Raw genomic sequence first — 24,745 nt, 5'->3', positions numbered from 1 at the left:
GATGGCAATCCAGTTGGTGACCACGGCTGCGCAGCTGCGCACTGAAAGCGCGCGGCTGCTCACCGAAAAGCGCGGCACCTCGCAGGGGCTCGTGCCCACGATGGGCGCCCTGCACGAGGGACATGCCCGGCTCGCACGCACCGCCGTCGCGGAAAACGACGTCGTGGTGGCCAGCATCTTCGTCAATCCGCTGCAGTTCGGCGAGGCGGTGGACCTTGACCGCTACCCGCGGACGCTTGAGGCGGATTTGGCCCTGCTCGAGGCCGAAGGAGTAGACCTCGCCTTCGCGCCGGCGGTGGAGGAGGTGTATCCCGGCGGCGAACCCCTGGTGCGGATCACTGCCGGTGTGCTGGCCGACAAGTGGGAGGGAGCCTCCCGGCCGGGGCACTTCGACGGCGCCCTGACGGTGGTGGCGAAGCTGCTGCACTACGGCCTGCCCGCCTTGGGACAGGGCGCCTACCGCGCCTATTTCGGCCAAAAGGACGCCCAGCAGCTGACCCTGGTCCAGCGAATGGTGGCGGACCTGAACTTCCCGGTGGAGATCGTCCCGGTGCCGATCGTGCGGTCCCCGGACGGTCTCGCGCTCTCCAGCCGGAACCGTTTCCTCTCGGCCGAGGAACGCGAGGCCGCCCTGGTGCTCTCCCGGGCGCTGCGGCTGGTCGAGGAACGCGCCAACGCCCACGAACCCCTGGACCTGGACTCCGCCCGGGCGCTCGTGGAATCCCAGCCCCTCGTGGAGCTGGACTACTTCGACGTCGTGGACCCGCGCACCCTTGAGCCGCTCGCGGAGAACTGCCGCGAGACCCCGTTCCGCGGCGAAGGACTGGTTCTCATCGCGGCCAAGGTCGGCCCGGTCCGCCTGATCGACAACGTGCCGCTGGACTCCTAGCCCTTCCCCGTCTCGGCCATCAGCTTGAGGTTTGCCAGGGTCTGTTCCCTGGCGCGCTCCTGCAGCCGTTCCACCAGCACCCGGTCGGCGAACTTCCCGATCGCCGCGCCCGGGACGTTGTACTCGATTTCCGCGGTGACCCGGGTGCCGGTTCCCGAGGGCTCGTAGTCCCACGTCTGCCATCCCTTGAGCGGGCCGTCGAATTCGAGCCGGACGTGCTGGCCGCCGCTGGGGGTCGGCTCGTTTTCCAGGACGCGCGTGGTGACCGGGAACGGAACCCCGGCCATCAGGTAGCTGTGCTCGACGACGGTCCCCGCCCGGCCGTCGCCTTCGACCTTCTTCGGCTCGCTGAGGTTCACCCACCACGACGCCCAGTGGTAGGGGTCGACGGCGATCTCGGTGACGCGCCCGACCGGCGCGTCGATCTGGGTGTCGAGCTTGATGTGGCCCATGGATCATCCTCTCGTGGAATAAGCCGGTGGAGTAAGTCGGGGGTGCGGGCGCCCGGAGGGGAGCCTCGGCCCGTTACCAGCCAACGCCCGCCGCCGGAAAGCGGGTAGGGGACAAAGGCCCCGGGCCGAGTTTCCGTCCCGCTGCGAATCGGAATAATTTATCGCCGCCGCCGGGAATTACCGCTGCGGGGGGCGGGTTGGAATTCGTAGTGGCGACCACGTGCGCCGAAACCCACTTCAACTCCCTGAGGGAATCCCCATGCCAGCAGATGCCCCTTCCAACGTCCAGGAGAACCTGGCTCAGCCGCCCCGGACCGCAGCCCTGCCCCCGGCGCCCGTGCAGCGCGCGGAGGCACCGGCGGCCGGGCCGGAGAAGCTGTCCCGGGAGTCCGTCACCATCATCGCCACCCTGCTGGTAGCCACCTTCGTGGTGATCCTGAACGAAACCATCATGAACGTGGCCCTGCAGCGGCTGATGGTGGACCTGAGGGTCGATGCACCCACCGTGCAGTGGCTTTCCACCGGCTTCATGCTGACGATGGCCGTGGTCATTCCCACCACGGGCTTCATCCTGCAGCGACTCTCCACCCGGGCGGTCTTCATGCTGGCGATGGGGCTGTTTTCCGCCGGCACCCTGCTGGCAGCCCTCGCACCCGGTTTCGAAATCCTGCTTCTGGCCAGAATCATCCAGGCCGGCGGCACCGCCATCATGCTGCCGCTGCTGATGACCACCATCCTGACCCTGGTGCCGGTTGCGCGCCGCGGCGCCGTGATGGGCAACGTGAGCATCGCGATCTCGGTGGCGCCCGCCATGGGCCCGACGGTCTCCGGGCTGATCCTGCAGAATTTCTCCTGGCGGTTCATGTTCGTGTTCGTGCTCCCGATCGCGTTGCTCGCGTTCGCCATCGGAGCCAGGTTCCTGCGGAACATCGGCGACAACGAGAAGACCCGGCTCGATGCGCTCTCCGTCGTCCTGACCGTCCCGGCCTTCGGCGGCGTCGTGTACGGACTGAGCCAGATCGGCGGCGGCCAGGGCGGCCCCGCCACCCCGGCCGTGGCGGCGCTCGCCGTCGGCGTCGTGGCCCTGTTCGCCTTCGTCCTGCGCCAGCTCAGGCTGCAGAAGTCCGACGCGCCGCTGCTGGATCTGCGCGCCTTTAACTTCCGGATGTTCACCGTGTCCGTGCTGCTGCTGGTGGTCGCGATGATTGCCCTGTTCGGCGCCGTGATCCTGCTGCCCCTGTACCTGCAGGAAGTCCGCGGCCTGAAGTCGCTGGAAACCGGCCTCGCCCTGCTGCCCGGCGGCCTCGCAATGGGCCTGCTGGGCCCGGTCATCGGCCGGCTTTTCGACAAGTTCGGCCCATTGCCGCTGACCGTGACGGGATCGGTCCTGATGGTGCTTTCGCTCTGGCAGTTCTCCCGGCTGGACGCCCAGACGCCGGTCGGCTGGATCATCGCGCTGCATGTGACGCTGAGCCTGGGCCTGGCGCTGCTGTTCACCCCCGCGTTCACCACGGGGCTGAACCCGTTGCCGCCGCACCTGTACTCCCACGGCTCGGCCATCATGAGCACCCTGCAGCAGGTCGCGGGCGCGGCGGGCACGGCGCTGCTGGTCTCGATCTACGCGGTCGTCTCGGCGGGGTCCGGCATCGTCGCCGGAATGCACGCGGCGTTCCTGACCGCGGCCGCCATAGCGCTCGCTGCCGTGGTGCTGTCCGTGCTGATGCGCAAGACCGAAGGCGCGGCGGGCCCGGCGGCCCACTGACCCGGCAGCTGCTAGCCGGCGAAGAACTCGCTGAGTTCGGCGATGAGCTTGTCCGGGGCCTTGTTGACGCCGTCGTGGCCCATGCCCGGCAGGATGGTGTAGCTGGAGCCCGAGAGCACGTCGTGGATCTGCCCGCAGGCCACCCCGAAGTACGCCGGGCTCTTCTCGCCCACGATGATCAGGGTCTCCAGCGGCAGCTCCAGGAATGGTTCGGCCGGCATGTCGGCGGCGATGATCGCCTTGATCTCGCGGACGCCGGTCTTCATCAGCTCGCGCAGCTGCTTGCCGACAGGTGTGCCGGCGGTGAGCTTGTTCGCCAGCGTCAGCATGGATAGCGGCATCCGGGACAGCGCGCTTCCGGTCTCTAGGCCGCGGACCAGGACGGCGAGGGCCCGGTCGTCGTCGCCCGCCGCCGTCAGGCGCTCGTACTCTGCGGTCCAGTCCGCCGTGACGCTGTGGTTCACCGAAACGGCCGGGTCGTAGACGGCGAGGCGTTCCACCGGCAGGGTGCGTGCGGCATGCAGCGCCACCGCGCCGCCGAAGCTGTGCCCGAAGACGTCGGTACTGGCGGTGTGCTTCATCACGGCGTCCAGGTCGCGGATGTCCACGTCCAGGGTGTAGTCCTCCGGCTGCGGCGAGGACGAGCCGCGGCCTCGGCGGTTGAAGGTGTGGACCGGCCGGCCCAGCGCGGCGCTGAGCTTCTGCGCGAAACGGGTGTAGTCGGCCGCCGTCACCATCGAAGCCGGCACGACGACGACGCCGGAACCCGCCGCGGCAAGCTCCGCGCCCGTGCTGAAAAGCTCAAGGGTTCCGCCGTCGGGGGTTTTGATGTTCTCGCGGGTCATGCTCCGAGCCTAGCCGAGGCGCCCGGAACCGCACAGCAGGGTGCTGTCAGCTGCCCAGCCGGCCGCCGGAGATCTCGAGGTAGCAGGAGCCGCAGAGTGACTCGTACCAGGCGTCCTGCCCGTCGATGGCCACCTGGTCGCCGTCGAACACCACCTGATCGCCGATCCGGCGGGTGTTGAAGATGGCCTTGCGGCCGCACCGGCAGATGGTCTTGAGCTCCTCGAGGGTGTGCGCGATTTCCAGGAGCCGGAGCGAGCCGGGGAAGGCGCGGGTCCGGAAGTCGGTGCGGATGCCGTAGGCGAGCACGGGAACGTTGTCCAGCACGGCGATGCGGAAAAGGTCGTCCACCTGCTCGGGCTCAAGGAACTGGGCCTCGTCCACCAGCAGGCAGGCCACGGGGGGTGTGTCCACGTGCTGCAGCAACGCGTCGGGGTCATCCCCGTGCGCGTGCGCCGCGAACAGCTTCCGGGCGGACGCCCCGGACGGGATCAGGAAGTCCACCGAGCGGGTCATGCCCAGCCGGGATACGACGTCGGCGTCACCCTTGGTGTCGATGTCCGGCTTGGCGAGCACCACCCGCTGGCCTCGCTCCTCGTAGTTGAACGCGGCCTGCAGCAGGCCCGTCGACTTGCCGGAGTTCATCGCGCCGTAACGGAAGTAGAGCTTGGCCAAGGGGGTCCTTTCGACTTAGGTCGCCCCCGATTCTAGTGCCAGAAGTCAGCGGGCCGGCCGCAGCCGCCGCCGGACCCGGAGCCGCGCCGGGACCGCGTCGCCGTCGAGCAGGAACCTGGCCGCAATCAGCGCCAGCCGCCGGTTGCCGGGACGGATGGGGCCCTCGTGCAGCTGGCCCGGCACCACGGCAAACTCGATTGCCGGTACCGCCGCCGCGAGCTGCCGCCCGGTTTCGGCGAAGTAGTCCGGGCTCCACCCGCCGGTGAGCATCAGCGTGGGCATGGTGATGCCGGCAAAGTCGTCGAGCTCGGCGTCCGCGGCCAGCGCCGCGCGCATCTCCTTCACGGCCGTGGGCAGCAGTTCCCGCATCTCCGCGCCCAGGCTGGTCCGGGCCGAGAGGATGCTGAGCATGCGCAGGGCGCCGAGCGGCAGCTTCGACACGGGACCGGCGGTTTCCAGCCCCTGGACCAGGTGGGCCCACGCGTGGTCCAGTTCACCGGCCGCCACCGATCGTTCCAGTTCCGGTCGCCAGCGGCTGGTCAGGTTCCCGGCGAGGGACACAGCCGCGTCGTAGGTCACCAGGCGGCGGATCGGCACGCTGCGTGCGGCCTGCAGCGCCACGAACCCGCCGTAGCTGTGCGCGAACACGTCCGTTGAGCCGGTCTGCCGCAGCACGGCGGCGAGGTCTGCAACCTCCGTGGCCGCCGAGTAGTCCGCGGGCTGCGGTGAGGACCCGGCCCGGCCGCGGCGGTTGTAACAGTGCACCGGGCGGCCCAAGAGCCGGCTCAGGCTCCGGGCGAACGAGCGGTAGAGGGCGTCCGTGACCAAGGTCCCATGTACCAGAACGATGCCGGCCGCCGCCGCAGGCGCGTCCCCGGGCGCCGCGCCGGCGGGCTCCGGGAAGTGCCCGGGCGCTGCCCCCGGGGCGGCTTCCGGCGCTGCTGCCGGGGCGCCCTCCGGGGCCTTTTCCGCGCTGGGCCGGAAGGTGTGCAGCTCGAGGTGCCCCTCGCCGTCGTCGGTCCGAATCGTCCACGTCTCCACAGCTGTGATTGTATTCCCGGTCCATTCCCGCGCCTGCCGCACCGGAGGGGGCCGGATGCCCGGTAAACTTGGGGATTGTGACTTCCCAAAACACCCCCGCCCCGAACACCGCCGAGCACTCCGACGCCAGCGAGCAGACGCTGGTCCGCATGGAAAAGCGCGCCAAGCTGATCGAACGTGGCATCGAGGCGTACCCGGTGGGAGTCGAGCGCACGCACTCACTGACGGAGATCCGCGAAAAGTACGCGCACCTCGTGGCCGACGAGACCACCGGCGACGTCGTCGGCGTGACCGGCCGCATTGTCTTCATCCGCAACACCGGTAAGCTCTGCTTCGCCACCCTCCAGGAGGGCGGCCTCGACGGCAAGGCCGTCCGGCTGCAGGTCATGCTGAGCCTGGCCAACATCGGCGAGGAAGCGCTCGCGGACTGGAAGTCCCTCGTGGACCTCGGCGACCACGTCTTCATCAAGGGCGAGGTCATCTCCTCCCGCCGCGGCGAGCTCTCCGTGATGGCCGAATCCTGGTCCATGGCGTCCAAGGCGCTGCGGCCGCTGCCGGTGCTGCACGCGGAGCTCAACGAGGAAACCCGCGTCCGCCAGCGCTATGTGGACCTGATTGTCCGCGACGAGGCCCGCGAAATGGTCTACACCCGGGCCGCGATCACGCGTTCCATCCGCGAAACCCTGCACCGCCAGGGCTACGTCGAGGTGGAGACGCCGATGCTGCAGCTGGTGCACGGCGGCGCCACGGCCCGCCCGTTCGAGACGCACATGAACGCTTTTGACCAGAAGATGACGCTGCGGATCGCCACCGAGCTGTACCTCAAGCGCACGGTGGTCGGCGGCATCGACCGGGTCTATGACATGGGCCGGGTCTTCCGCAACGAGGGCGTGGACTCGACCCACAGCCCCGAATTCACCACCCTGGAGAGCTACGAGGCCTGGGCCGACCAGTTCGTCATGGCGGACCGCATCAAGGAGATCATCCTGGACGCCGCCGACGCCGCCGGGGTGGGCCGCGTGCTGCAGACCGAGGCCGGCGAGATCAACCTCGACGGCGACTGGGCCTGGATGGCCGTGTACCCGGGACTCTCCGACTTCGTGGGCCAGGACATCACCCCGGAAACCCCCGTCGAGGAACTGCTGGCCATCGCCGCCAAGCACGAGGTCAAGGTCGACGCGGCCTGGGACGCCGAGAAGCTCGTGGTCGAGCTCTTCGGCGAGCTGGTCGAACCGACCCTGCTCAACCCGACTTTCGTCTATGACTACCCGCCCTCCGCGCAGCCGCTGGCCCGCCACCACCGCGAGGACAACCGGCTGATCGAAGCGTGGGACCTGATCATCGGCGGGATGGAGCGCGGCACCGCCTTCTCCGAACTGATCGACCCGGTCATCCAGCGCGAACGCCTCACCGAGCAGTCCCGCCGCTCCGCCGCCGGCGACGTCGAAGCCATGCAGCTGGACGAGGACTTCCTCCGCGCCCTCGAGTACGGCGCCCCGCCGATGGGCGGCATCGGACTGGGCATCGACCGGCTGGTCATGCTCTTCACCGGCGCCGGCATCCGCGAGACCATTCTCTTCCCGCTGCTGAAGCCCGAAGGCCACTGATCATGGAATACATTGCCGTCCTGCTCCCGTCCGTGGTGGTCGGGCTCATCTTCTGGTTCGCCATGAAGGCAATCTTCAATGCCGACAAATCCGAGCGCCAGGCCGAGGCCCGCGCCCAGGCGGAGGCGGCAGCCCGCGGGCCGGAGCAAAATCCCGCTCCCGGGACCGGGCATTCCCCCGAACAGCGCTAAAAGCTGGGGCTATTCCTTCCTGTGGACTTTCTTTGGAAGGGCTTTTCCGCTTTGACTCCCGGCCATAAAAGGATGGATACTTTTTTCAGATACATCCTGCTTTTCTAAATACTCGACCTTTTGAAAAGAGAGTTTTTATGGCACAGAAAGTTAAAATCATCCTTGTTGATGATCTGGATGGGGGATCCGCGGACGAAACTGTCCGGTTTGGCCTTGATGGCGTGAGTTATGAAATTGACCTGTCATCGGGCAACGCATCAGAACTCCGCTCGGCCGTCGAGCAGTACGTGGCCCACGCGCGCAAGACGTCGACCGGGCGGGCAACCCGGACTAAAGTTTCGAGCGGCCGCAATCAGGACTCGGCGCAGATTCGACAGTGGGCCCGGGACAACGGCTATGCGGTAAACAGCCGCGGCCGTATCCAAGCCGAAATTCAGGAAGCCTACCAAAAGGCAAATTCCTAGTACCTGCTTCCCGGAAGGGCGCGTCGGCTCGCCTCTTTCCTTCGACCATGCCCCTGCCCCCGCGGCGGGGGCATTGTCGTGTCCGGACGGCCGGTGCTGGCGGCAACTGTGCGTTCCCGCCCGGTTGCCTCCGGAAAATCCCTCAATAAGCCGAGGACACGCCGTGTCTTCAGGATTTGGGAAGAAGTAACCGGGCGGGAGCGCAGCCCTGACCGGGGCCGAGGCAGGGCCCCGGCCGGCCGGTATCCGCGGACCGCCGTGACGCCCGGGACCCGTCCGGGTTTCCCCCGTGGCGAACAAGCCACAAATCTCGAACTCCGCCACGTAGCATCAAAGTACGTCGTAGCTAGGAGTGTGGCGAAATGTTTGAGCGATTTACGGACCGTGCCCGTCGCGTAGTTGTGCTTGCCCAAGAAGAGGCACGCATGCTGAACCACAATTACATCGGCACCGAACACATCCTCTTGGGTCTGATCCATGAGGGTGAAGGTGTTGCCGCCAAAGCCCTCGAGTCCTTGAGCATCTCGCTCGACGGCGTCCGCGAGCAGGTGCAGGAGATCATCGGCCAGGGCCAGCAGGCCCCGTCCGGCCACATCCCCTTCACCCCGCGCGCCAAGAAGGTGCTGGAGCTCTCGCTGCGCGAAGCCCTGCAGCTGGGCCACAACTACATCGGCACCGAGCACATCCTGCTCGGCCTCATCCGCGAGGGTGAAGGTGTGGCAGCCCAGGTGCTGGTCAAGCTCGGAGCGGACCTGAACCGCGTCCGCCAGCAGGTCATCCAGCTGCTCTCCGGCTACCAGGGCAAGGAATCCGCCGGTGCCGGCGTTGGCTCCGGCCAGGCCGAAGGCACCCCCGCAGGCTCGGTCGTCCTCGACCAGTTCGGGCGCAACCTGACCCAGGCCGCACGTGAGAACAAGCTGGACCCGGTGATCGGCCGCGAGCAGGAAATGGAACGCGTCATGCAGGTCCTTTCCCGCCGCACCAAGAACAACCCGGTGCTGATCGGCGAGCCCGGCGTCGGCAAGACCGCCGTCGTCGAGGGCCTGGCCCAGGCGATCGTCCGCGGCGACGTGCCGGAGACCATCAAGGACAAGCAGCTGTACACCCTGGACCTCGGGTCCCTGGTGGCCGGCTCCCGCTACCGCGGTGACTTCGAAGAGCGCCTGAAGAAGGTGCTCAAGGAGATCCGCACCCGCGGCGACATCATCCTCTTCATCGACGAGATCCACACCCTGGTTGGTGCCGGTGCTGCCGAAGGTGCCATCGATGCGGCTTCGATCCTGAAGCCCATGCTGGCCCGCGGCGAGCTCCAGACCATCGGTGCGACCACGCTGGATGAGTACCGCAAGCACATCGAGAAGGATGCCGCCCTGGAGCGCCGCTTCCAGCCGATCCAGGTCAAGGAGCCCTCCGTCGCCGACGCGATCGAGATCCTCAAGGGCCTGCGTGACCGCTACGAGGCGCACCACCGCGTCACGATCACCGACGGCGCCCTCGCCTCGGCGGCCAGCCTCTCCGAGCGCTACATCTCGGACCGCTTCCTGCCGGACAAGGCGATCGACCTGATCGATGAAGCCGGCGCGCGGCTGCGCATCCGCCGGATGACCGCCCCGCCGGAGCTCAAGGTCATGGACGAGAAGATCGCGGCCATGAAGCTCGAGAAGGAATCCGCGATTGACGCGCAGGACTTCGAAGGCGCCGCCTCGCTGCGCGACAAGGAGCAGAAGCTCATTGCCGAGCGCGCCGAGAAGGAACGCCAATGGAAGACCGGCGGCATGGACGACATCTCCGAGGTGGATGAGGATCTCATCGCCGAGGTGCTGGCGAACTCCACCGGCATTCCGGTCTTCAAGCTGACCGAGGAAGAATCCTCGCGCCTGCTGAAGATGGAAGACGAACTGCACAAGCGCGTGGTCGGCCAGAACGAGGCCATCAGGTCCCTGTCCCAGGCGATCCGCCGTACCCGTGCAGGCCTGAAGGATCCGAAGCGTCCGGGCGGCTCGTTCATCTTCGCCGGCCCCACCGGCGTCGGCAAGACCGAACTGGCCAAGGCCCTCGCGGAGTTCCTGTTCGGCGAGGAAGACGCGCTGATCACGCTGGACATGTCCGAGTACTCGGAGAAGCACACCGTCTCCCGGCTCTTCGGTGCCCCTCCGGGCTACGTGGGCTACGAGGAAGGCGGCCAGCTGACCGAGAAGGTCCGGCGCCGGCCGTTCTCCGTGGTGCTGTTCGACGAAGTGGAGAAGGCGCACGCCGACCTCTTCAACTCGCTGCTGCAGATCCTGGAAGACGGCCGCCTGACCGACTCCCAGGGCCGCGTGGTGGACTTCAAGAACACCGTGATCATCATGACCACGAACCTCGGCACCCGGGACATCTCCAAGAGCGTCGCCACCGGCTTCCAGTCCGGGACGGACACGCAGACCGGCTACAACCGGATGCGCGCCCGGGTCACGGAGGAGCTCAAGCAGCACTTCCGCCCCGAGTTCCTGAACCGTGTTGACGACGTGGTGGTGTTCCCGCAGCTGACCCAGGACGAGATCATCGAGATCGTGGACCTGTTCGTCACCCGCCTGGAGAAGCGCCTCAAGGACAAGGACATGGGCATCGAGCTCACGCCCGCGGCCAAGGTGCTGCTGGCCACCCGCGGCTACGACCCGGCGATGGGTGCCCGGCCGCTGCGCCGCACCATCCAGCGCGAGATCGAGGACCAGCTCTCCGAGAAGATCCTCTTCGGCGAACTGCACGCCGGCGACATCGTGGTGGTGGACGTGGAAGGCGAAGGCGACGACGCGAAGTTCACCTTCGCCGGCAACGCCAAGCCGCGCATCCCGGAAATCGCTCCGAGCGTCTAGGCGCCAAGCGATAACGTTCCAAGCAAAAGGCCCCGGCCGCTTCCTTCAAGGAGGCGGCCGGGGCCTTTTTGCCGCTGGCGCCGCTTGCCGCGGGCGCTTCTTGCCGCTGGCGCCGCTTGCCGCGGGCGCTTCTTGCCGCTGGCGCCGCTTGCCGCGGGCGCTTCTTGCCGCTGGCGCCGCTTGCCGCGGGCGCTTGTATTTGACGTGGGACGGCCGTGTCAGGCGGTTACGGTGATCCATTCGCCGTCGATAGCCGCCTTCAGCCTGGCCAGCGGCGCCTGGGCCGGACCGTTGATCACGCTGCCGTCGGATCCCTTGAAGGAGGAGCCGTGGCACGGGCACTGGAAGTCTTCTCCGGCGGGGGCCACCGGGCAGCCGGCGTGGGTGCATGCCGCGTCGTACGCCAGGACGGTCTTGTCATCCGGCCGGAAGATCACCACCGTCTTGCCGTTGATTTTCCCGGTGGCCGTGCCGCCCACCGATACATCGCTGAGCTTGCCCACCTTGACCGCGGTGCCGGCCGGAACAGAGGGGCCGGCCGCCGTCGTCGCCGGGGTGTCGGTTGGCGAAGCGGTGCAGGCCGAGAGGGCCAGGGCGCTGCCGCCCAGGGCGCCGGCACCGAGCAGCAGGGAGCGTCGAGGCAGGGACTTTTCAGGGTTCATGGACTCATCATGCCAACAGTCCCTGAGAGCCCGCTGCGATTTCGGCACCTTTGAATATGAAGGCAGTGTTTCACTCTGAGTGAACGGGGTGTGATCCGGCGCACAAGAGGTGTTGAATCGGGGGCATGGCTTCTTCCGATACGCAGACCCCGGCCGAACACCCCGAGACCCCGTTCCACGACCTGGACCACTACCTCGCCATCCCGAAGGTGAGCGGCCTGGCGCTGAGCCCCGACGGCGGACGGCTCGTCACCACCGTGGCCACGCTCAACGACAAGGGCACCGAATACCGTACCGCGCTGTGGGAGCTGGATCCTGCGGGCAAAAAGCAGGCCCGGCGGATCACGCGCAGTGCCAAGGGCGAGGCCGGCGCCGTGTTCGCGGCGGACGGCAGCCTGTACTTCACTTCCGCGCGCCCGGACCCCGAGAGCCCGGATGCCGAGCCGGTCAACGCCCTCTGGGTCCTCCCGGCCGACGGCGGAGAGGCCCGCGTCGCGCTCTCCCGGGCCGGCGGCATCGGCGGCCTCCTGGCCGCGAAAGAGGCCGACGCCCTCTTTGTCACGGCGTCAGTCCTCGCCGGTTCCACCGACGAGGAAAACGACGAGGAGCGCCGCAAGGACCGCAAGGACAACAAGGTGGCCGCAATCCTGCACAGCGGCTACCCGGTGCGCTATTGGGACGCGGACCTGGGCCCCGCGCAGCCCCGGTTGTTCGCCGTCGAGCCCGGTGCGGAGCCGGAGCCCGGGAAGCCGGTGACGGTCGACGCCCTCCCGCCGGTCAAGCTGCGCAACCTGACCCCCGACGCCGGAAACGGACTCCGTGAGGCGGATATCGCCGTCAGCCCGGACGGGAAGACGGTCTACAGCAGCTTCACCCGGCCGCTCGCCAATGCCGACTCCCGCACCGTGCTCGTGGCCGTCGACGTCGCCGCCGGCACCCGCCGGGTCCTGCTCGACACCGAGGGCATGAGCTACTTCCCCGGCCCGGTCAGCCCCGACGGCCGGACCCTGGTGGTGCTCAGCGAGACAGACACCACCCCGGAGCAGGCGCCCAGGATCGCGCTGCACCTCCTCGATGTCTCGGGCGACAGCGACGGCGGCGATGCGGCGCTGACGCCGCTCGCGCAAGGCTGGGACCGTTGGGGCCACCCCGCAGCCTGGCTTCCGGATGGATCGGCCGTGCTTGTGACGGCGGATGAAGACGGGGCTTCGCCGGTGTTCCGCATCGCCGTGCCCGGCAACGCCGGCGGGGAGGCTGCACCCGTGCGGCTGACGGCCGACGCGGCCGCCTACACCGACGTCGCCGTCTCCCCGGACGGACGAAGCGCCTATGCGCTGCGCAGTTCCTACGAATTTCCGGCGGAAGCCGTCCGGATCGACCTCGCCAGCGGCGACGTCACCCGGCTGCCGGCCCCGGCCGGGCGCCCTGCCTACCGCGGCAAGCTCGAGCGGGTGGAGACCACCTCGGCGGACGGCAGCCGGGTGCCCGGTTACCTGGCCCTTCCGGAAGACGCATCGGCCGGAAACCCGGCACCGCTGTTGCTCTGGATCCACGGCGGCCCGCTGGGCTCCTGGAACGCCTGGACCTGGCGCTGGAACCCGTGGCTGCTCGTGGCCCGGGGCTACGCGGTGCTGCTCCCGGACCCGGCCCTGTCCACCGGCTACGGCCAGGATCACATCCAGCGGGGCTGGGGCGAGTGGGGCAAGGCTCCGTTCCTGGACCTGATGGCGATCACCGACGCCGTCGAGCAGCGCCCCGACATCGACGAGACACGCACCGCGGCGATGGGCGGATCATTCGGCGGCTACATGGCCAACTGGGTGGCAGGCCACACGGACCGGTTCAAGGCGATCGTCACGCATGCAAGCCTGTGGGCCCTGGACCAGTTCGGCCCGACCACGGACTCAGCGCAGTACTGGCTGAAGGAAATGACTGCGGAGATGGCCGCGGAGAATTCTCCGCACCTGCATGTGGAGAAGATCCGCACGCCGATGCTGGTCATCCACGGCGACAAGGACTACCGCGTGCCGATCGGCGAGGGGCTGCGGCTCTGGTACGAACTGCTCTCAAAGTCGCAGCTGGCGGCCGACGAGAACGGCGAAACCGACCACCGCTTCCTCTACTTCCCGGACGAGAACCACTGGATCCTGCAGCCGCAGCACGCCAAGGTCTGGTACGGCGTCGTCGAGCACTTCCTGGCCAGGAACCTGCTGGACAAGGACATCCCGGTGCCGGACGAGCTCGGTCTCTGAGCCGCCCGGCCCCGCCCCGGCCGGCCAAGGCCGGGCGGGGCGCAAGGGCCCGCGCCGTAGGATTGGGCTGTGACTGAGACGATCCGCATCCGCCCTGCCCGCACCGGCGACGTTGCCGCCATCAAGACCCTGGTGGCACCCCTGGCCGACCAGCGGATCCTGATGGCCAAGGAAACCGTCGCGTACTACGAAAGCCTCCAGGAGTTCCGGATCGCCGAAGCGCCCGACGGCGAGGTGATCGGCTGCGGCGCGTTGCACGTCATGTGGGAGGACCTGGCGGAGGTGCGCACCCTGGCCACCTCGGACGCGTGGCGCGGCAAGGGCGTCGGACACCTGCTGGTGGAACGCCTGCTGGAGGATGCGAAAGCGCTCGGCATCTCCCGCGTGTTCTGCCTGACCTTCGAGGTGGACTTCTTCAAGAAGCATGGCTTCGACGTGATGGCGGACCAGACGGCCGTGGATCCGGTGGTGTACTCGGAGCTCCTGCGCTCACACGATGAAGGCGTCGCCGAATTCCTGGACCTCGCGCGGGTCAAGCCCAATACCCTGGGCAACACCCGGATGATCCGGACGCTCTAGGCGCTTCCCGCAGCTGCCTGAAACGGGGTCTTCCGCCAAATCAACTTGGTGGATAAACTGATCCCGGCCCGATGGGGCGGGCCGCCAGCTTCCGGAGGCAGAAATTGCAGAATCGCGTGATTTTTCCAGATTTCTCCGCATTCCAAATGACGGTGGACGCCGTTCCGGTGCAGCCGGACTCACCCGGTGGCGACCGCTGCGGGGGCGCCGATGCCGCCGCGCGCCGGCTCCAGCCCCGGGTGGCTCTCGGTCCGGACGCCTGGCCGAGCTTCGCGCCGGAGGCTGCACCCGGGCCCTGAGCGTCCCGGCAGTGGTTGAACCCGGAGCCTACCGCTGGCAGGGCCCCGGTAGTAGGGTCTAAGCAAGCAGCCAGGACAACCATCCAGGGAGCACAGCCATGAAGAAACTCATCAATGATCCCAAGGCCGTGGTCGACGAGTCAGTGGAGGGGTTCGGGCTTGCACACGCCGACCTTGTGACTGTCTACCCGGATCCCAAATACATCGTCCGCAAGGACGCCCCGGTGGCAGGAAAAGTCGGGCTGGTATCCGGCGGCGGCAGCGGCCACGAGCCCCTGCATGGCGGCTACGTCGGACTGGGGATGCTCGACGCCGCGGTTCCCGGCGCAGTGTTCACCTCGCCCACCCCGGACCAGATCCTGCCGGCCACGCTTGCAGTGAACTCCGGCGCCGGCGTCGTGCACATCGTGAAGAACTACACCGGCGACGTGCTGAACTTCGAGACCGCCGCCGAACTGGCGCAGGCCGAGGGCGTGGAGGTCCGTACGGTGCTGGTCAACGACGACGTCGCCGTGCAGGACTCGCTCTACACCGCAGGGCGCCGCGGCGTCGGCGGAACCGTCCTGGTCGAGAAGATCGCTGGCGCCGCCGCCGAACGCGGCGACAGCCTCGACGCCGTCGCCGCCATCGGTGACCGCGTCAACCAGAACGTGCGCAGCATGGGCGTGGCCCTGAGCGCGTGCACCGTGCCGCACGCCGGAGTGCCCAGCTTCGAGCTCGAGGACAACGAGATCGAGATTGGCATCGGCATCCACGGCGAGCCCGGCCGGCACAAGATTCCGATGGAGCCCGTCGACGGCATCACCGACCGCCTGCTGGATCCCGTCGTCAGCGACCTTGGCCTCGCCTCGGGGGAGAAGGTCCTGTTGTTCGTCAACGGCATGGGCGGCACACCGTTAAGCGAGCTGTACATCGTCTACCGCCGGGCCGCGCAAAGGCTCGCGGATCAGGGCGTCACCGTGGCGCGCTCGCTGGTGGGCAACTACATCACCTCGCTAGAGATGCAGGGCTGCTCCATCACCGTGCTGCGCCTGGACGAGGAGATGACCGGGCTCTGGGACGCGCCCGTCCACACCGCCGCCCTGCGCTGGGGCGTCTGAACGTGGGGCTGGACGTCGGCTGGGCCGTGCGGTGGCTGACGCTCTCCGCCGAGGCAATGGCCGAGCACAGGGTCGAACTCATTGAGCTGGACCGGCCGATCGGAGACTCCGACCACGGCGAGAACATGGACCGCGGCTTCAAGGCCGTGATGGACAAACTCGCCGAAGCGCCCCCGGAAACTGCCGGGGCGGCACTGAAACTCACCGCCATGACCCTGATGTCGAAGGTGGGCGGCGCCGCCGGGCCGCTCTATGGAACAGCCTTCCTGCGGGCCGCGACGGCCCTCGGGGACGCCGCCGACATTGACGCCGCCACACTGGCAGCGGCGCTGCAGGCGGCCCGCGACGGCATCGTGGCCCGCGGCAAGGCCGAATCCGGTGACAAGACGATGGTGGACGCCTGGACTCCTGCCGTGGATGCCTCGGCGGCCGCCGCCGGCGACGGCGACGTCCTCAAGGTCCTGGCCGCGGCGGCCGCTGCGGCCGAGGCCGGCGCCGTGTCCACCGACCCGATGCTGGCCCGGAAGGGCCGCGCCAGCTACCTGGGGGAGCGCAGCATCGGCCACCGCGACCCCGGAGCCGTATCCAGTGCCCTGATCCTGCGCGCCGCCGTGGGGGCCGCCGGATGACGGTCCGGCTCGTCGTCGTCTCGCACAGCGAAAAGATCGCCGACGGCGCCGTCGAACTCGCCGCCCAAATGGCGCCCGATGTCATGATCGTGGCGGCCGGCGGCACCGACGACGGCCGGATCGGAACCAGCCTGGAGAAGGTGATGGCCGCGCTGGAACGGGCGTCCGGGGGAAGCGGCATCGTGGTGCTCACCGACCTCGGTTCCGCCGTCATGACAGCGGAATCGGCGGTGGAGTTCGCCGACGATCCGGAGTCAATCCAGCTGGCCGATGCCCCGCTGATCGAGGGACTCGTCGCGGCAGCCGTTTCCGCCCAGACGGGGGCCGACGCCGGAACCGTGAAGGACGCGGCCGAAGCCGTCTACCGCCCCCCGGCCCACCCGCACGGGCCCGAACACGCGCACCAGCAGCCGCCGGATGCCCAGGGCGACTTCGAACTCGTCAACCAGGCCGGGATGCACGCGCGGCCCGCGGCGAAGATTGCCGGCGGCCTGGCCGGGATGGATGCCGACGTCACCATCAACGGGGTCGACGGTGCATCCATGACGGAACTTATGATGCTTGGCGCCGGGAAAGGAACCGTGCTGCACATCGAAGCCAGCGGGGCGGACGCGGGCAAGGCGGTCGACTACCTGGGCGGGCTGATCAAGGCAGGCTTCGGCGAGCCCTAGGTGTAGTTGGGACCAGGTCAGCCGGGCAGCCGCAGACCGCCCGGGTGCAGCTCGGCCAGGCCGTCGCTGAGCAGCCCGGCAAGGGCCCGTTCCAGCTGCTCGGGCGCCGGGTTCAGCCGGTGCAGCGCCGCGAGCGGGACCCCGATCCCGTCGGCGTCGAAGCCTAGGTCCGCGGGGGCCTGTTCCAGCAGTTCGCGGGCCACCGGTGATTCGGCCAGGCGCAGGACGGCCATCACGGCTCCGCGCACCTGACGGTCCGTCCCGTGCCAGGCCTGCCCCTTTGGCGTGTAGGTGGGGGGAGGTTCGCCGGCGGCGAGCCAGGCACACGCGCCGCGGACGGGGCATTGACCGCACTTCGGCGCCCGGGCCGTGCAGACCAGCGCCCCCAGCTCCATCACGGCGGCGTTCCAGCGCACCGAGGCGGCATCTTCGTCGGGCAGCAGCTCCGCGGCCAGCCGCATTTCGCCGGCCGTCAGGGCCGGCGCCGGCAGCGCGGTCCCGGTGAACAGCCGAGCGTGGACCCGGCGGATGTTGGTGTCCACCACGGTCGCCCTGCCGCCGAAGGCGAACGCGGCGACGGCGGCGGCCGTGTAGCTGCCCACGCCGGGAAGCTCCAGCAATTCCGGGTAACTGCCGGGAACCGCGCCGCCATGGTTGTCCACGATCGCGGCGGCGGCCGCGTGCAGCCGGAGCGCCCGCCGCGGATACCCCAGCCGGCCCCAGGACCGGACAGCCTCCCCGGCGGGCTCCCGGGCGAGATCGGCCGGCGCGGGCCAGCGCCGCAGCCATTCCTCCCACACGGGCAGCACCCGGACCACGGGGGTCTGCTGGAGCATGATTTCGCTGACCAGCACACCCCAGGCGGAGCAGTCCGCCGCCCGCCAGGGCAGATCGCGGGCGGTGTCACCAAACCAGGAGTCCAGGGCGGCGTGCAGCTCGGCGAGCGGCACAGCCGGCACCGGCGGGAGGGCCGCGGCGGCGGGGAGGGCGGGGGAATCGGCTAAGGCTTTGATCGAACCAGCTTAATAGAGACGGGCACCATAGTGCGGCCAGCGGCGTGGTGGGCCGGCATAACCCGCGGCGTTATCTAGCCTAGAAGGATGGTCAGGCAAGGCAACTCAGGAACGCACGGTTCGGGACCGAAGGCTTCCGCCAAGGCAAAGACCAGCGGCAGGCCGGCCCGGAAACCCCTCAGCCCTGTCTACCGCCGACGCCGGCTCTTCGTCGGAGCCGCCCTGGTGCTGGTGCTTTCCCTCGCTGTCGGCGGTTTCGCTGCGATTTCCAGCGTCCTCAACGGCGAAAGACCGGCGGCCACGTCCGGTGACTCGACCCAGACGGCCAAGCCCGGCAGCACCCCCGCCAGCACGGAGGCGTCCGCCGGGGCCCCGCCGACGGCGGGAGCTGGCTGTGACGAGACGCTCCTGAAGGTCACCGCGGCCACGGACAAGGCCGCCTACGCGGCTGGCGAGAACCCGCTGCTGACCCTCAAGGTCACCAACGGCAACAAGGTTTCGTGCGAGGTCAACCTTGGGACCTCGCAGATGGAGTACCTGATCACCAGCGGCTCGGACCGGATCTTCTCGTCCCGGGACTGCCAGGCGGAGAGCAGCGACCTGGTCAAGACCATCCGCCCCGGCGGCAGCGAGACGGCGAACTTCCCGTGGAACCGCAACCGGTCCACTGAGGGCTGCAAGGTCGTGGACGCCCAGCCGGGCGGCGGCGGTGCCTACTACGTCTTCACCGCCAGGCTCGGCAACAAGACCAGCCCCAAGGCCGTCTTCCAGCTCGGCTAGTCCACTTCGACTGCTCCGCAGGTGCCGTTTTGCGGGCCGAAAAGGGCGGTTACGGAGCAGCGGACAGGGGTTAGGCGGGGCCCAAAGGAACCGGTCTAGAGGAACCGGTCCAGCAGGCTGGCCTCGGCCATCCGGCTCAGGCCTTCGCGGACCGTCCGGGCGCGCTGGTCGCCGATGCCGTCCACCGTCATGAGGTCATCAATGGTGGCAGCCATCAGGAACTGCAGCCCGCCAAAGTGGTCCACCAGGCGGTCGGCAACGGCTTTCGGCACCGCCTTGAGCCCGGAAAGCAGGCGGTATCCGCGCGGCTGCACGACGGCGTCGAGGTTCGCCTCACCGCCGGCGAAGCCGACAATGCCAGCGATCTTGCCCAGGTCGATGAGCTCGGTGGGGCCCAGGTTCACCAGGGCCTTGACGGCGTTTTCGATATCCGCGGCGGAGGCGCTGGGGCCCGAGTAGTCCCGGATGATCACGTCGCTGCCCGGCCCGCGGCCCACCGTCAGTTCATCCAGCTGGAGTGAGAGCAAACGGCCGTCCTCGCCGAGTTCCAGCACATACTGGGAGATCTCCTCGGAGATGCGCCGCACCATCTCCTGGCGCTGCAGGGTCACGGCCACATCGCGGACCGTCACCATGGCCTCGATCTCCAGGGCCGACAGCGAACTGGTCACCTGGTCCAGACGGGAGCGGTACCGCTCCAGCGTGGCGAGGGCCTGATTGGCGCGGGCCAGGACCTTCTCCGAGCCTTCCAAGGTGTGGCGCAGGCCGTTGACGTAAAGCGCGATGATTTGCATCGACTGGCTCACGGAGATGACCGGAACGCCGGTCTGGATGGCAACGCGCTCAGCGGTCCGGTGCCGGGTTCCCGTCTCCTGGGTCTCAATGCTCGAATCGGGCACCAGCTGGACGCCGGCCCGCAGGATATTGCTCGCATCCTTGTCGCAGACAATGGCGCCGTCCATTTTGGCCAGTTCACGCAGCCGGGTGGGGGAGAAGTCGATGCCGATTTCGAAGCCACCCGAACAGATGGATTCGATGGTCCGGTCGATGCCCAGCACGATCAGGGCGCCGGTACGTCCGCGGAGGATTCGCTCCAGGCCGTCCCGCAGGGCCGTCCCCGGCGCCACCCTGGCCAGAGTCGCCTTAAGTGCATCCTCGGGACTCCGAGCCATAGGTATTCCCTTTCAAAGGTGCAGGCCGCAGCCCGCAAGTGCGCCGGTTTTGATGACAAATCCATCAGCGGCCGGCAAGAACAAAAGTGCCCGGTTTCCCGTATGCACCATCATAGGGGCAACGGCGGGCTGTTTCCGCACGGTCAAGCCTCAAAGTGCCCCATTTACGCCTGCCCGGGGGTCCCGCGCAGACGGCCGCCCGCCCACCGGCGGAACCTGCGTTTTCGGCCGTCCGCCCGGGCCTGCCGCCGCCTGCGATAAACTTGATGCCTAGGGTGTACCGCGGGCTCTTCGCGCCGTGACCCGTTCCCAGCCGCAGCGAAAGTAGCACCGTGTCCCAAGAAGTCCACAGCCCCGCCAGAGTCCACGAGATTCACAAGCAGGCAGCCCGGCGCCGGACCTTCGCAGTCATCTCCCACCCCGACGCCGGCAAGTCCACGCTGACCGAAGCCCTGGCCCTGCACGCCAAGGTGATCGGCACCGCCGGCGCGTCCAGCGGCAAGGCCAACCGCAAGGAAACCGTCTCCGACTGGATGCAGATGGAGAAGGACCGCGGCATCTCGATCAGCTCGGCAGCGCTGCAGTTCGCCTACCGCGACACCGTCATCAACCTGCTGGACACCCCGGGCCACGCCGACTTCTCCGAGGACACCTACCGGGTGCTGGCCGCCGTGGACTGCGCCGTGATGCTCGTGGACGCCGCCAAGGGCCTGGAAACCCAGACCATGAAGCTCTTCGAGGTCTGCAAGCAGCGGAACCTGCCCATCATCACCGTGATCAACAAGTGGGACCGGCCCGGCCTGGACGCCCTGGCCCTGATGGATGAGATCACCGAACGGACCGGCCTGCAGCCCATGCCCCTGACCTGGGCGGTCGGCATCTCCGGTGACTTCCGCGGCGTCTGGGACCTGCGGAACGACCGCTTTGCCCGGTTCAAGCGCAACAATGCCGGCGCCAACATCGCCCTGACGGAGTACTTCACCCCGGAGGAGGCCGCCGCCAGCCAGGGCGGCGACTGGTCCAACGCCGTGGACGAGGCCGGCCTGGTGATCGAATCCAACCTGGCGTTCGACGTCGAGGCCTTCCACGCCGGCAAGGCGACGCCTATCCTGTTCAGCTCCGCCGCGCTGAACTTCGGCGTGAAGGAAATCCTCGATGCCCTCGTGGACTTCGCCCCTCCCGCTGCCCCGCGGCCCGACGTTGAGGGCGCCGCGCGCCCCGTGGACGCCCCGTTCGCCGGGTTCGTCTTCAAGGTCCAGGCCGGCATGAACAAGGCCCACCGTGACCACGTCGCGTTCATCCGGGTCTGCTCCGGCGTCTTCGAACGCGGCATGGTGGTCACGCAGGGACGGACCGGGAAATCATTCGCGACGAAGTACGCCCAGCAGGTGTTCGGCCGCGAACGCGAGGTGATCGACGAGGCTTTCCCCGGTGACGTCGTGGGCCTCGTGAACGCCTCCTCGCTGCGCGTGGGGGACAGCCTGTTTCTGGAGCAGCCGGTGGAGTTCCCGGCGATCCCGCTGTTCGCCCCCGAGCACTTCCAGGTGGCCCGCTCCAAGGACCCCAGCCGCTTCAAGCAGTTCCGCCGCGGCATCGAACAGCTGGAGCACGAGGGCGTCATCCAGGTGCTCCGTTCCGACATCCGTGGCGACCAGGCCCCTGTGCTGGCCGCCGTCGGTCCTATGCAGTTCGAAGTGGTTGAGGACCGGATGGCACACGACTTCAGCGCCCCGATGCGGCTCGAACGGCTGCCCTACTCGCTGGCCAGGATCACGACGGCGGACGCCATGCCCACGCTCGCGAACGTACAAGGCGCCGAGGTGCTGCTGCGTTCCGACGGCGAGTATCTGGCCCTGTTCAACGACGTCTGGGCGCTGCGCCGGATCGAGAAGAACCACCCGGATCTGACGCTGGTGCCGATCGGCACGCACAACCCGGCTAAATAGCCTTCGCGAGCCCCGCCGGGGTCCCGGAAATTTCCCGCCCGCAGGTCTTCCGGAATCCGCATTCCGCGGTAACATAAGTAACCTTGCTAATTTCGCGGGCGCTTGCCGATCTGGCCGGCTTTTGGGACTGCTCTGTCCGATTCCATGTGCGGACCCGTATTGAGGGAACAAGAAAACTCGTTGACAATATCTATGGAATCCGGCCTCCTGCTCAGCGGGCGGTACCGGATCGAGGCCCTCATTGGCAGGGGAAGCCAATCAACTGTTTACCGGGCGCACGACGAACTGCTGCAGCGCGAGGTGGCGGTCAAGCTCTTCCGCAACGACGCGGACGACCTTGAGCACACCCGTCGCCAGGGCCAGGAGGTGCGGATCCTCGCGGGGATGAGCCACCACGCCCTGGTGACCCTGTTCGACGCCGGCGCCGACCTCAGCAATCCGGAGTCCCGGCTGACCTACCTCGTGATGGAACTTGTCCGCGGCCAGGACCTGCGCCACCGGTCCCTGCAGGGCCCGCTCTCCGCCGCGCACATGGCCCACATCGGCTACGACTTGGCTGACGGGCTCTCCTACATCCACCACCACGGGATCGTGCACCGGGACATCAAACCGGCCAACATCCTCCTGGTGGACTACAGCAACGACGACCGCCGCCCCCGGGCGAAACTGACCGACTTCGGCGTCGCGGCCATCCTGGGGCACAACCGCGCGGACGACGACGGCGGCACCTCCGGGACCCCGGCCTACCTGAGCCCAGAGCAGGCCGGGGGTGAACCGGCCGGCCCGGCCAGCGACATCTACTCGCTCGGACTCGTGCTGCTCGAGGGGCTGACCGGCAAGATGGCCTACCCTGGCGCGCCGATCCAGTCCGCCGTCGCCCGGCTGCTCCACGACCCGCAGATCCCGGAGGAGCTCGCCCCCATGTGGGTGGCGCTGCTGTCCTCCATGCTGTCCCGCGATCCGGCCACCCGGCCGGACGCCCGCGAGGTTTCCCTTGCCCTGCGCCAGGAAGTCATCAACGGCGCCGGCCGTCACCGGCAGAACAGTGCGTCGGCGGCGAACGACGAGGACGGCCGGATGCGCGCCGTCGAGCGGTACCGGATCCTGGACACCCCGGCGGACGGCGCCTTTGACCGGATCGCGGCGCTGGCAGCCCGCGTGTTTTCGGTGCCGGTCGCCATTGTCAGCGTCGTGGACCACGACCGGATCTGGTTCAAGGCCCACCACGGCACCGAAGTCACCCAGATCGGCAGGGATCCGGGGCTTTGCGCCTCGGCGATCCTGCAGGACGGGCCCTGGATCATCGAGGACGCCGCGAGGGACGCGCGGACCCTGTCCAACCCGCTCGTAGCCGGGGAGTTTGGCCTGCAGTTCTATGCCGGCGTTCCGCTGCGCACCCCGGACGGCTTCAACCTCGGCACGTTCTGCATCCTGGACCGGCAGCCGCGGCACTTCACCGCCGAGGACACACGGACGCTCGAGGACCTGGCCGCGATCGTCATGAACGACCTTGAAATGCGGCTGCAGAGCCGCGAGGCGATCGCCAGCTAGCGCTGGTCCCCGGGTCAGCGCCTGCCGGCGTGCAGCGCGAGCTCCAGCTCAAACCGCGCCACCGGGTCCTCCAGCGCGTCCCCGAACAGTTCGCGCAGCTGGGCCGCCCTGTAGCCGACGGTCTGCGGGTGGATGCCCAGTTCGGCGGCCACCGGCGCCCGCTGCCCCCAGTGCCGCAGCCAGGACAACAGGGTTTCGGCGAGCCGTTCGCGCTGCGCCGGGCGGAGACCCTCGAGCGGGGCCAGGCGGCGGTTGGCCAGCTCGGTGATGGCGGAGGGCTCGGCGCCGAGGATCACCGCCGCGAGATGCTCATCCGCCCAGATCGGCGCGTCCTCCGGACCGTCCCGGTGCGGCAGCACCGATGCCGCCAGCACGGCCAGCCGCAGGGACTCGGGGACCTTCTCCCAGCCGCCGGCCGGACCCACGGAGGCGCCGCGGCCCCGGAGTGCCTTGTCGAGGTCCTTCCGGGCGGACTTGGAGTTGCGGACCGGGACCAGAGCCACGGCGTCGGTCTCGCGTTCGATCACCAGGGTTCCCGGGCCCAGCCGCAGCCGCAGCCCGGCGGCCCGGTCCACCGGCAGCGTCACGACCGTCAATCGCGGGGGCAGGGACCAGTCCGCCATCGCCGCCGTCTGGCGCAGCGCCGCCTCGTCCGCCTGCCCCAGCAGCAGCAGGTCCAGCAGCTCGGTGCGGCGCCGGTCCACCGCGCCGGCACGTTCGGACTGCTCAAAAGCGTAGGCCTCGGCACTGACCGCGGAGAGCTCATCGATGTAGGCCAGGATCGATTCGCCGAGGTCCACCACCACGTTCTGGCCTAGATGGTGTTCCACCGAGACCTTGGACATCTCCCGGAACGTCACGCGGGCCCCCATCCGGTAGGCGCTGAGCAGGGCATCCATGCTCCTGCCCTGCCGGAACTCGCCGCTGCCCAGGCCCGCCACCAGCTGCCGGCTCTCCTCGGAAAGCGCCGGCAGCGTGGTGCCCGGAAGCTGCAGGAAGCGGTCCAGGGCGGCCGCGACGCCGCGCCGCAGCCCCCGCCCGAAGCGGCCCTCGATCGGCCGGGCATAGGCGGGAACCAGCTGTGGCACGGCGTCGATGATGGCCTCCACGATGCCGGGCATCCTGGGCCGGAGCATGTCGCTGACCTCCTTCGGCAACGCCAGCCACGGCGGATCGTAAGCGGGGTAGCCGGAGTGGCCGGCGGGAGGAGCATCCATGACGGGTATCCCAAAATTGTTTCGTGGAGATAGTTTCTTTGAGTCGATCGTATGCCTTGGGTGAAGAATTATGACCCAACCTGACATAGGCTTAG

General features: G+C 68.5%; 22 protein-coding genes. 14 read left to right on the top strand and 8 right to left on the bottom strand.

What is annotated here, in order from left to right:
- Nucleotide 1 precedes the first annotated feature (1 nt).
- Nucleotides 2-889, top strand: a complete 888-nt coding sequence (gene panC / locus AB4Y91_RS08990; protein WP_441418136.1) for a pantoate--beta-alanine ligase — start codon at nucleotides 2-4, stop codon at nucleotides 887-889.
- On the opposite strand, the gene AB4Y91_RS08985 is transcribed toward panC, so the two are convergent.
- Nucleotides 886-1,341: an SRPBCC family protein gene (locus tag AB4Y91_RS08985; RefSeq protein ID WP_441418135.1), complete on the bottom strand. Its 456-nt coding sequence runs from the start codon at nucleotides 1,339-1,341 to the stop codon at nucleotides 886-888. The two genes, panC and AB4Y91_RS08985, sit on opposite strands and share 4 nt — an antisense overlap.
- Before the next feature lie 259 nt (nucleotides 1,342-1,600).
- Here AB4Y91_RS08985 and AB4Y91_RS08980 point away from each other — a divergent pair, with 259 nt between their 5' ends.
- Nucleotides 1,601-3,103 (top strand): MDR family MFS transporter, encoded by a 1,503-nt coding sequence (locus tag AB4Y91_RS08980; protein ID WP_441418134.1) that lies wholly within the window; start codon nucleotides 1,601-1,603, stop codon nucleotides 3,101-3,103.
- An 11-nt stretch (nucleotides 3,104-3,114) separates the two neighbouring features.
- Here the strand turns inward: AB4Y91_RS08980 and AB4Y91_RS08975 are convergent, their stop codons facing one another.
- From AB4Y91_RS08975 to AB4Y91_RS08965, 3 genes are read right to left on the bottom strand one after another with little or no spacing between them, the layout of a single operon-like run.
- Nucleotides 3,115-3,948 carry an alpha/beta fold hydrolase gene (locus AB4Y91_RS08975; protein WP_441418133.1) on the bottom strand — a complete coding sequence of 278 codons (834 nt, stop codon included), beginning with the start codon at nucleotides 3,946-3,948 and terminating at the stop codon, nucleotides 3,115-3,117.
- A gap of 46 nt (nucleotides 3,949-3,994) precedes the next feature.
- Nucleotides 3,995-4,621 carry a thymidine kinase gene (locus AB4Y91_RS08970; RefSeq protein ID WP_441418132.1) on the bottom strand — a complete coding sequence of 209 codons (627 nt, stop codon included), beginning with the start codon at nucleotides 4,619-4,621 and terminating at the stop codon, nucleotides 3,995-3,997.
- Between the two features lie 45 nt (nucleotides 4,622-4,666).
- Entirely contained in the window at nucleotides 4,667-5,662 is a 996-nt protein-coding gene (locus AB4Y91_RS08965) for an alpha/beta fold hydrolase (protein WP_441418131.1), read from the bottom strand.
- Nucleotides 5,663-5,739: 77 nt separating this feature from the next.
- On the opposite strand from AB4Y91_RS08965, the gene lysS reads away from it, so the two are divergent.
- From lysS to AB4Y91_RS08945, 4 genes are all read left to right on the top strand, one after another.
- Entirely contained in the window at nucleotides 5,740-7,269 is a 1,530-nt protein-coding gene (gene lysS / locus AB4Y91_RS08960; RefSeq protein ID WP_175323910.1) for a lysine--tRNA ligase, read from the top strand.
- Between the two features lie 2 nt (nucleotides 7,270-7,271).
- Complete coding sequence (locus tag AB4Y91_RS08955) at nucleotides 7,272-7,460, top strand: hypothetical protein (protein ID WP_441418130.1); 189 nt, start codon at nucleotides 7,272-7,274, stop codon at nucleotides 7,458-7,460.
- Between the two features lie 137 nt (nucleotides 7,461-7,597).
- Complete coding sequence (locus AB4Y91_RS08950) at nucleotides 7,598-7,924, top strand: histone-like nucleoid-structuring protein Lsr2 (RefSeq protein WP_441418129.1); 327 nt, start codon at nucleotides 7,598-7,600, stop codon at nucleotides 7,922-7,924.
- Nucleotides 7,925-8,286: 362 nt separating this feature from the next.
- Complete coding sequence (locus tag AB4Y91_RS08945) at nucleotides 8,287-10,779, top strand: ATP-dependent Clp protease ATP-binding subunit (RefSeq protein ID WP_441418128.1); 2,493 nt, start codon at nucleotides 8,287-8,289, stop codon at nucleotides 10,777-10,779.
- 218 nt (nucleotides 10,780-10,997) lie between these two features.
- Here the strand turns inward: AB4Y91_RS08945 and AB4Y91_RS08940 are convergent, their stop codons facing one another.
- Nucleotides 10,998-11,441 carry a Rieske (2Fe-2S) protein gene (locus tag AB4Y91_RS08940; protein WP_441418127.1) on the bottom strand — a complete coding sequence of 148 codons (444 nt, stop codon included), beginning with the start codon at nucleotides 11,439-11,441 and terminating at the stop codon, nucleotides 10,998-11,000.
- 125 nt (nucleotides 11,442-11,566) lie between these two features.
- On the opposite strand from AB4Y91_RS08940, the gene AB4Y91_RS08935 reads away from it, so the two are divergent.
- The 5 genes from AB4Y91_RS08935 (at nucleotide 11,567) to dhaM (ending at nucleotide 16,971) form a co-directional block, all read left to right on the top strand.
- Entirely contained in the window at nucleotides 11,567-13,693 is a 2,127-nt protein-coding gene (locus AB4Y91_RS08935; protein ID WP_441418126.1) for a prolyl oligopeptidase family serine peptidase, read from the top strand.
- Between the two features lie 69 nt (nucleotides 13,694-13,762).
- Nucleotides 13,763-14,272 (top strand): amino-acid N-acetyltransferase, encoded by a 510-nt coding sequence (locus AB4Y91_RS08930; RefSeq protein WP_441418125.1) that lies wholly within the window; start codon nucleotides 13,763-13,765, stop codon nucleotides 14,270-14,272.
- 397 nt (nucleotides 14,273-14,669) lie between these two features.
- The gene (dhaK, locus tag AB4Y91_RS08925; protein WP_441418124.1) at nucleotides 14,670-15,671 is read left to right on the top strand and encodes a dihydroxyacetone kinase subunit DhaK; all 1,002 of its coding nucleotides are present in this window, start codon (nucleotides 14,670-14,672) and stop codon (nucleotides 15,669-15,671) included.
- A 2-nt stretch (nucleotides 15,672-15,673) separates the two neighbouring features.
- Entirely contained in the window at nucleotides 15,674-16,300 is a 627-nt protein-coding gene (dhaL, locus tag AB4Y91_RS08920) for a dihydroxyacetone kinase subunit DhaL (protein WP_441418123.1), read from the top strand.
- A complete protein-coding gene (dhaM, locus tag AB4Y91_RS08915; protein ID WP_441418122.1) occupies nucleotides 16,297-16,971 on the top strand; it encodes a dihydroxyacetone kinase phosphoryl donor subunit DhaM in 675 nt (224 codons plus the stop codon). Before dhaL ends, dhaM begins: the two co-directional genes overlap by 4 nt.
- 17 nt (nucleotides 16,972-16,988) lie before the next feature.
- Here dhaM and AB4Y91_RS08910 read toward each other — a convergent pair whose 3' ends face one another.
- Entirely contained in the window at nucleotides 16,989-17,825 is an 837-nt protein-coding gene (locus AB4Y91_RS08910) for an A/G-specific adenine glycosylase (protein ID WP_441418181.1), read from the bottom strand.
- A gap of 246 nt (nucleotides 17,826-18,071) precedes the next feature.
- On the opposite strand from AB4Y91_RS08910, the gene AB4Y91_RS08905 reads away from it, so the two are divergent.
- On the top strand, nucleotides 18,072-18,764 hold the full coding sequence (locus tag AB4Y91_RS08905; RefSeq protein WP_441418121.1) for a hypothetical protein: 693 nt from the start codon (nucleotides 18,072-18,074) through the stop codon (nucleotides 18,762-18,764).
- Between the two features lie 95 nt (nucleotides 18,765-18,859).
- Here the strand turns inward: AB4Y91_RS08905 and disA are convergent, their stop codons facing one another.
- Complete coding sequence (disA, locus tag AB4Y91_RS08900) at nucleotides 18,860-19,936, bottom strand: DNA integrity scanning diadenylate cyclase DisA (RefSeq protein ID WP_441418120.1); 1,077 nt, start codon at nucleotides 19,934-19,936, stop codon at nucleotides 18,860-18,862.
- 332 nt (nucleotides 19,937-20,268) lie between these two features.
- Between disA and AB4Y91_RS08895 the strand changes: the two genes are divergently transcribed.
- Both AB4Y91_RS08895 and AB4Y91_RS08890 read left to right on the top strand, forming a co-directional pair.
- Nucleotides 20,269-21,882 carry a peptide chain release factor 3 gene (locus AB4Y91_RS08895; RefSeq protein ID WP_441418119.1) on the top strand — a complete coding sequence of 538 codons (1,614 nt, stop codon included), beginning with the start codon at nucleotides 20,269-20,271 and terminating at the stop codon, nucleotides 21,880-21,882.
- A 180-nt stretch (nucleotides 21,883-22,062) separates the two neighbouring features.
- The gene (locus AB4Y91_RS08890; RefSeq protein ID WP_441418118.1) at nucleotides 22,063-23,433 is read left to right on the top strand and encodes a protein kinase domain-containing protein; all 1,371 of its coding nucleotides are present in this window, start codon (nucleotides 22,063-22,065) and stop codon (nucleotides 23,431-23,433) included.
- A 14-nt stretch (nucleotides 23,434-23,447) separates the two neighbouring features.
- Here the strand turns inward: AB4Y91_RS08890 and AB4Y91_RS08885 are convergent, their stop codons facing one another.
- Nucleotides 23,448-24,650, bottom strand: a complete 1,203-nt coding sequence (locus AB4Y91_RS08885; protein WP_441418117.1) for a PucR family transcriptional regulator — start codon at nucleotides 24,648-24,650, stop codon at nucleotides 23,448-23,450.
- Nucleotides 24,651-24,745: the final 95 nt, after the last annotated feature.

Source organism: Arthrobacter sp. YAF16, assembly GCF_052113385.1.
Classification (GTDB): domain Bacteria; phylum Actinomycetota; class Actinomycetes; order Actinomycetales; family Micrococcaceae; genus Arthrobacter.
The sequence above is the reverse complement of the archived record's forward strand: the minus strand, read 5'-3'. Positions and strand labels throughout refer to the sequence as shown.

Excerpts from the sequence above, each read along its gene's own strand:
- panC (WP_441418136.1), top strand. The coding sequence starts at position 2 with ATGGCAATCCAGTTGGTGACCACGGCTGCGCAGCTGCGCACTGAAAGC.
- AB4Y91_RS08985 (WP_441418135.1), bottom strand. The coding sequence starts at position 1,341 with ATGGGCCACATCAAGCTCGACACCCAGATCGACGCGCCGGTCGGGCGC.
- AB4Y91_RS08980 (WP_441418134.1), top strand. The coding sequence starts at position 1,601 with ATGCCAGCAGATGCCCCTTCCAACGTCCAGGAGAACCTGGCTCAGCCG.
- AB4Y91_RS08975 (WP_441418133.1), bottom strand. The coding sequence starts at position 3,948 with ATGACCCGCGAGAACATCAAAACCCCCGACGGCGGAACCCTTGAGCTT.
- AB4Y91_RS08955 (WP_441418130.1), top strand. The coding sequence starts at position 7,272 with ATGGAATACATTGCCGTCCTGCTCCCGTCCGTGGTGGTCGGGCTCATC.
- AB4Y91_RS08950 (WP_441418129.1), top strand. The coding sequence starts at position 7,598 with ATGGCACAGAAAGTTAAAATCATCCTTGTTGATGATCTGGATGGGGGA.
- AB4Y91_RS08945 (WP_441418128.1), top strand. The coding sequence starts at position 8,287 with ATGTTTGAGCGATTTACGGACCGTGCCCGTCGCGTAGTTGTGCTTGCC.
- AB4Y91_RS08940 (WP_441418127.1), bottom strand. The coding sequence starts at position 11,441 with ATGAACCCTGAAAAGTCCCTGCCTCGACGCTCCCTGCTGCTCGGTGCC.
- AB4Y91_RS08935 (WP_441418126.1), top strand. The coding sequence starts at position 11,567 with ATGGCTTCTTCCGATACGCAGACCCCGGCCGAACACCCCGAGACCCCG.
- dhaK (WP_441418124.1), top strand. The coding sequence starts at position 14,670 with ATGAAGAAACTCATCAATGATCCCAAGGCCGTGGTCGACGAGTCAGTG.
- dhaM (WP_441418122.1), top strand. The coding sequence starts at position 16,297 with ATGACGGTCCGGCTCGTCGTCGTCTCGCACAGCGAAAAGATCGCCGAC.
- AB4Y91_RS08905 (WP_441418121.1), top strand. The coding sequence starts at position 18,072 with ATGGTCAGGCAAGGCAACTCAGGAACGCACGGTTCGGGACCGAAGGCT.
- disA (WP_441418120.1), bottom strand. The coding sequence starts at position 19,936 with ATGGCTCGGAGTCCCGAGGATGCACTTAAGGCGACTCTGGCCAGGGTG.
- AB4Y91_RS08885 (WP_441418117.1), bottom strand. The coding sequence starts at position 24,650 with ATGGATGCTCCTCCCGCCGGCCACTCCGGCTACCCCGCTTACGATCCG.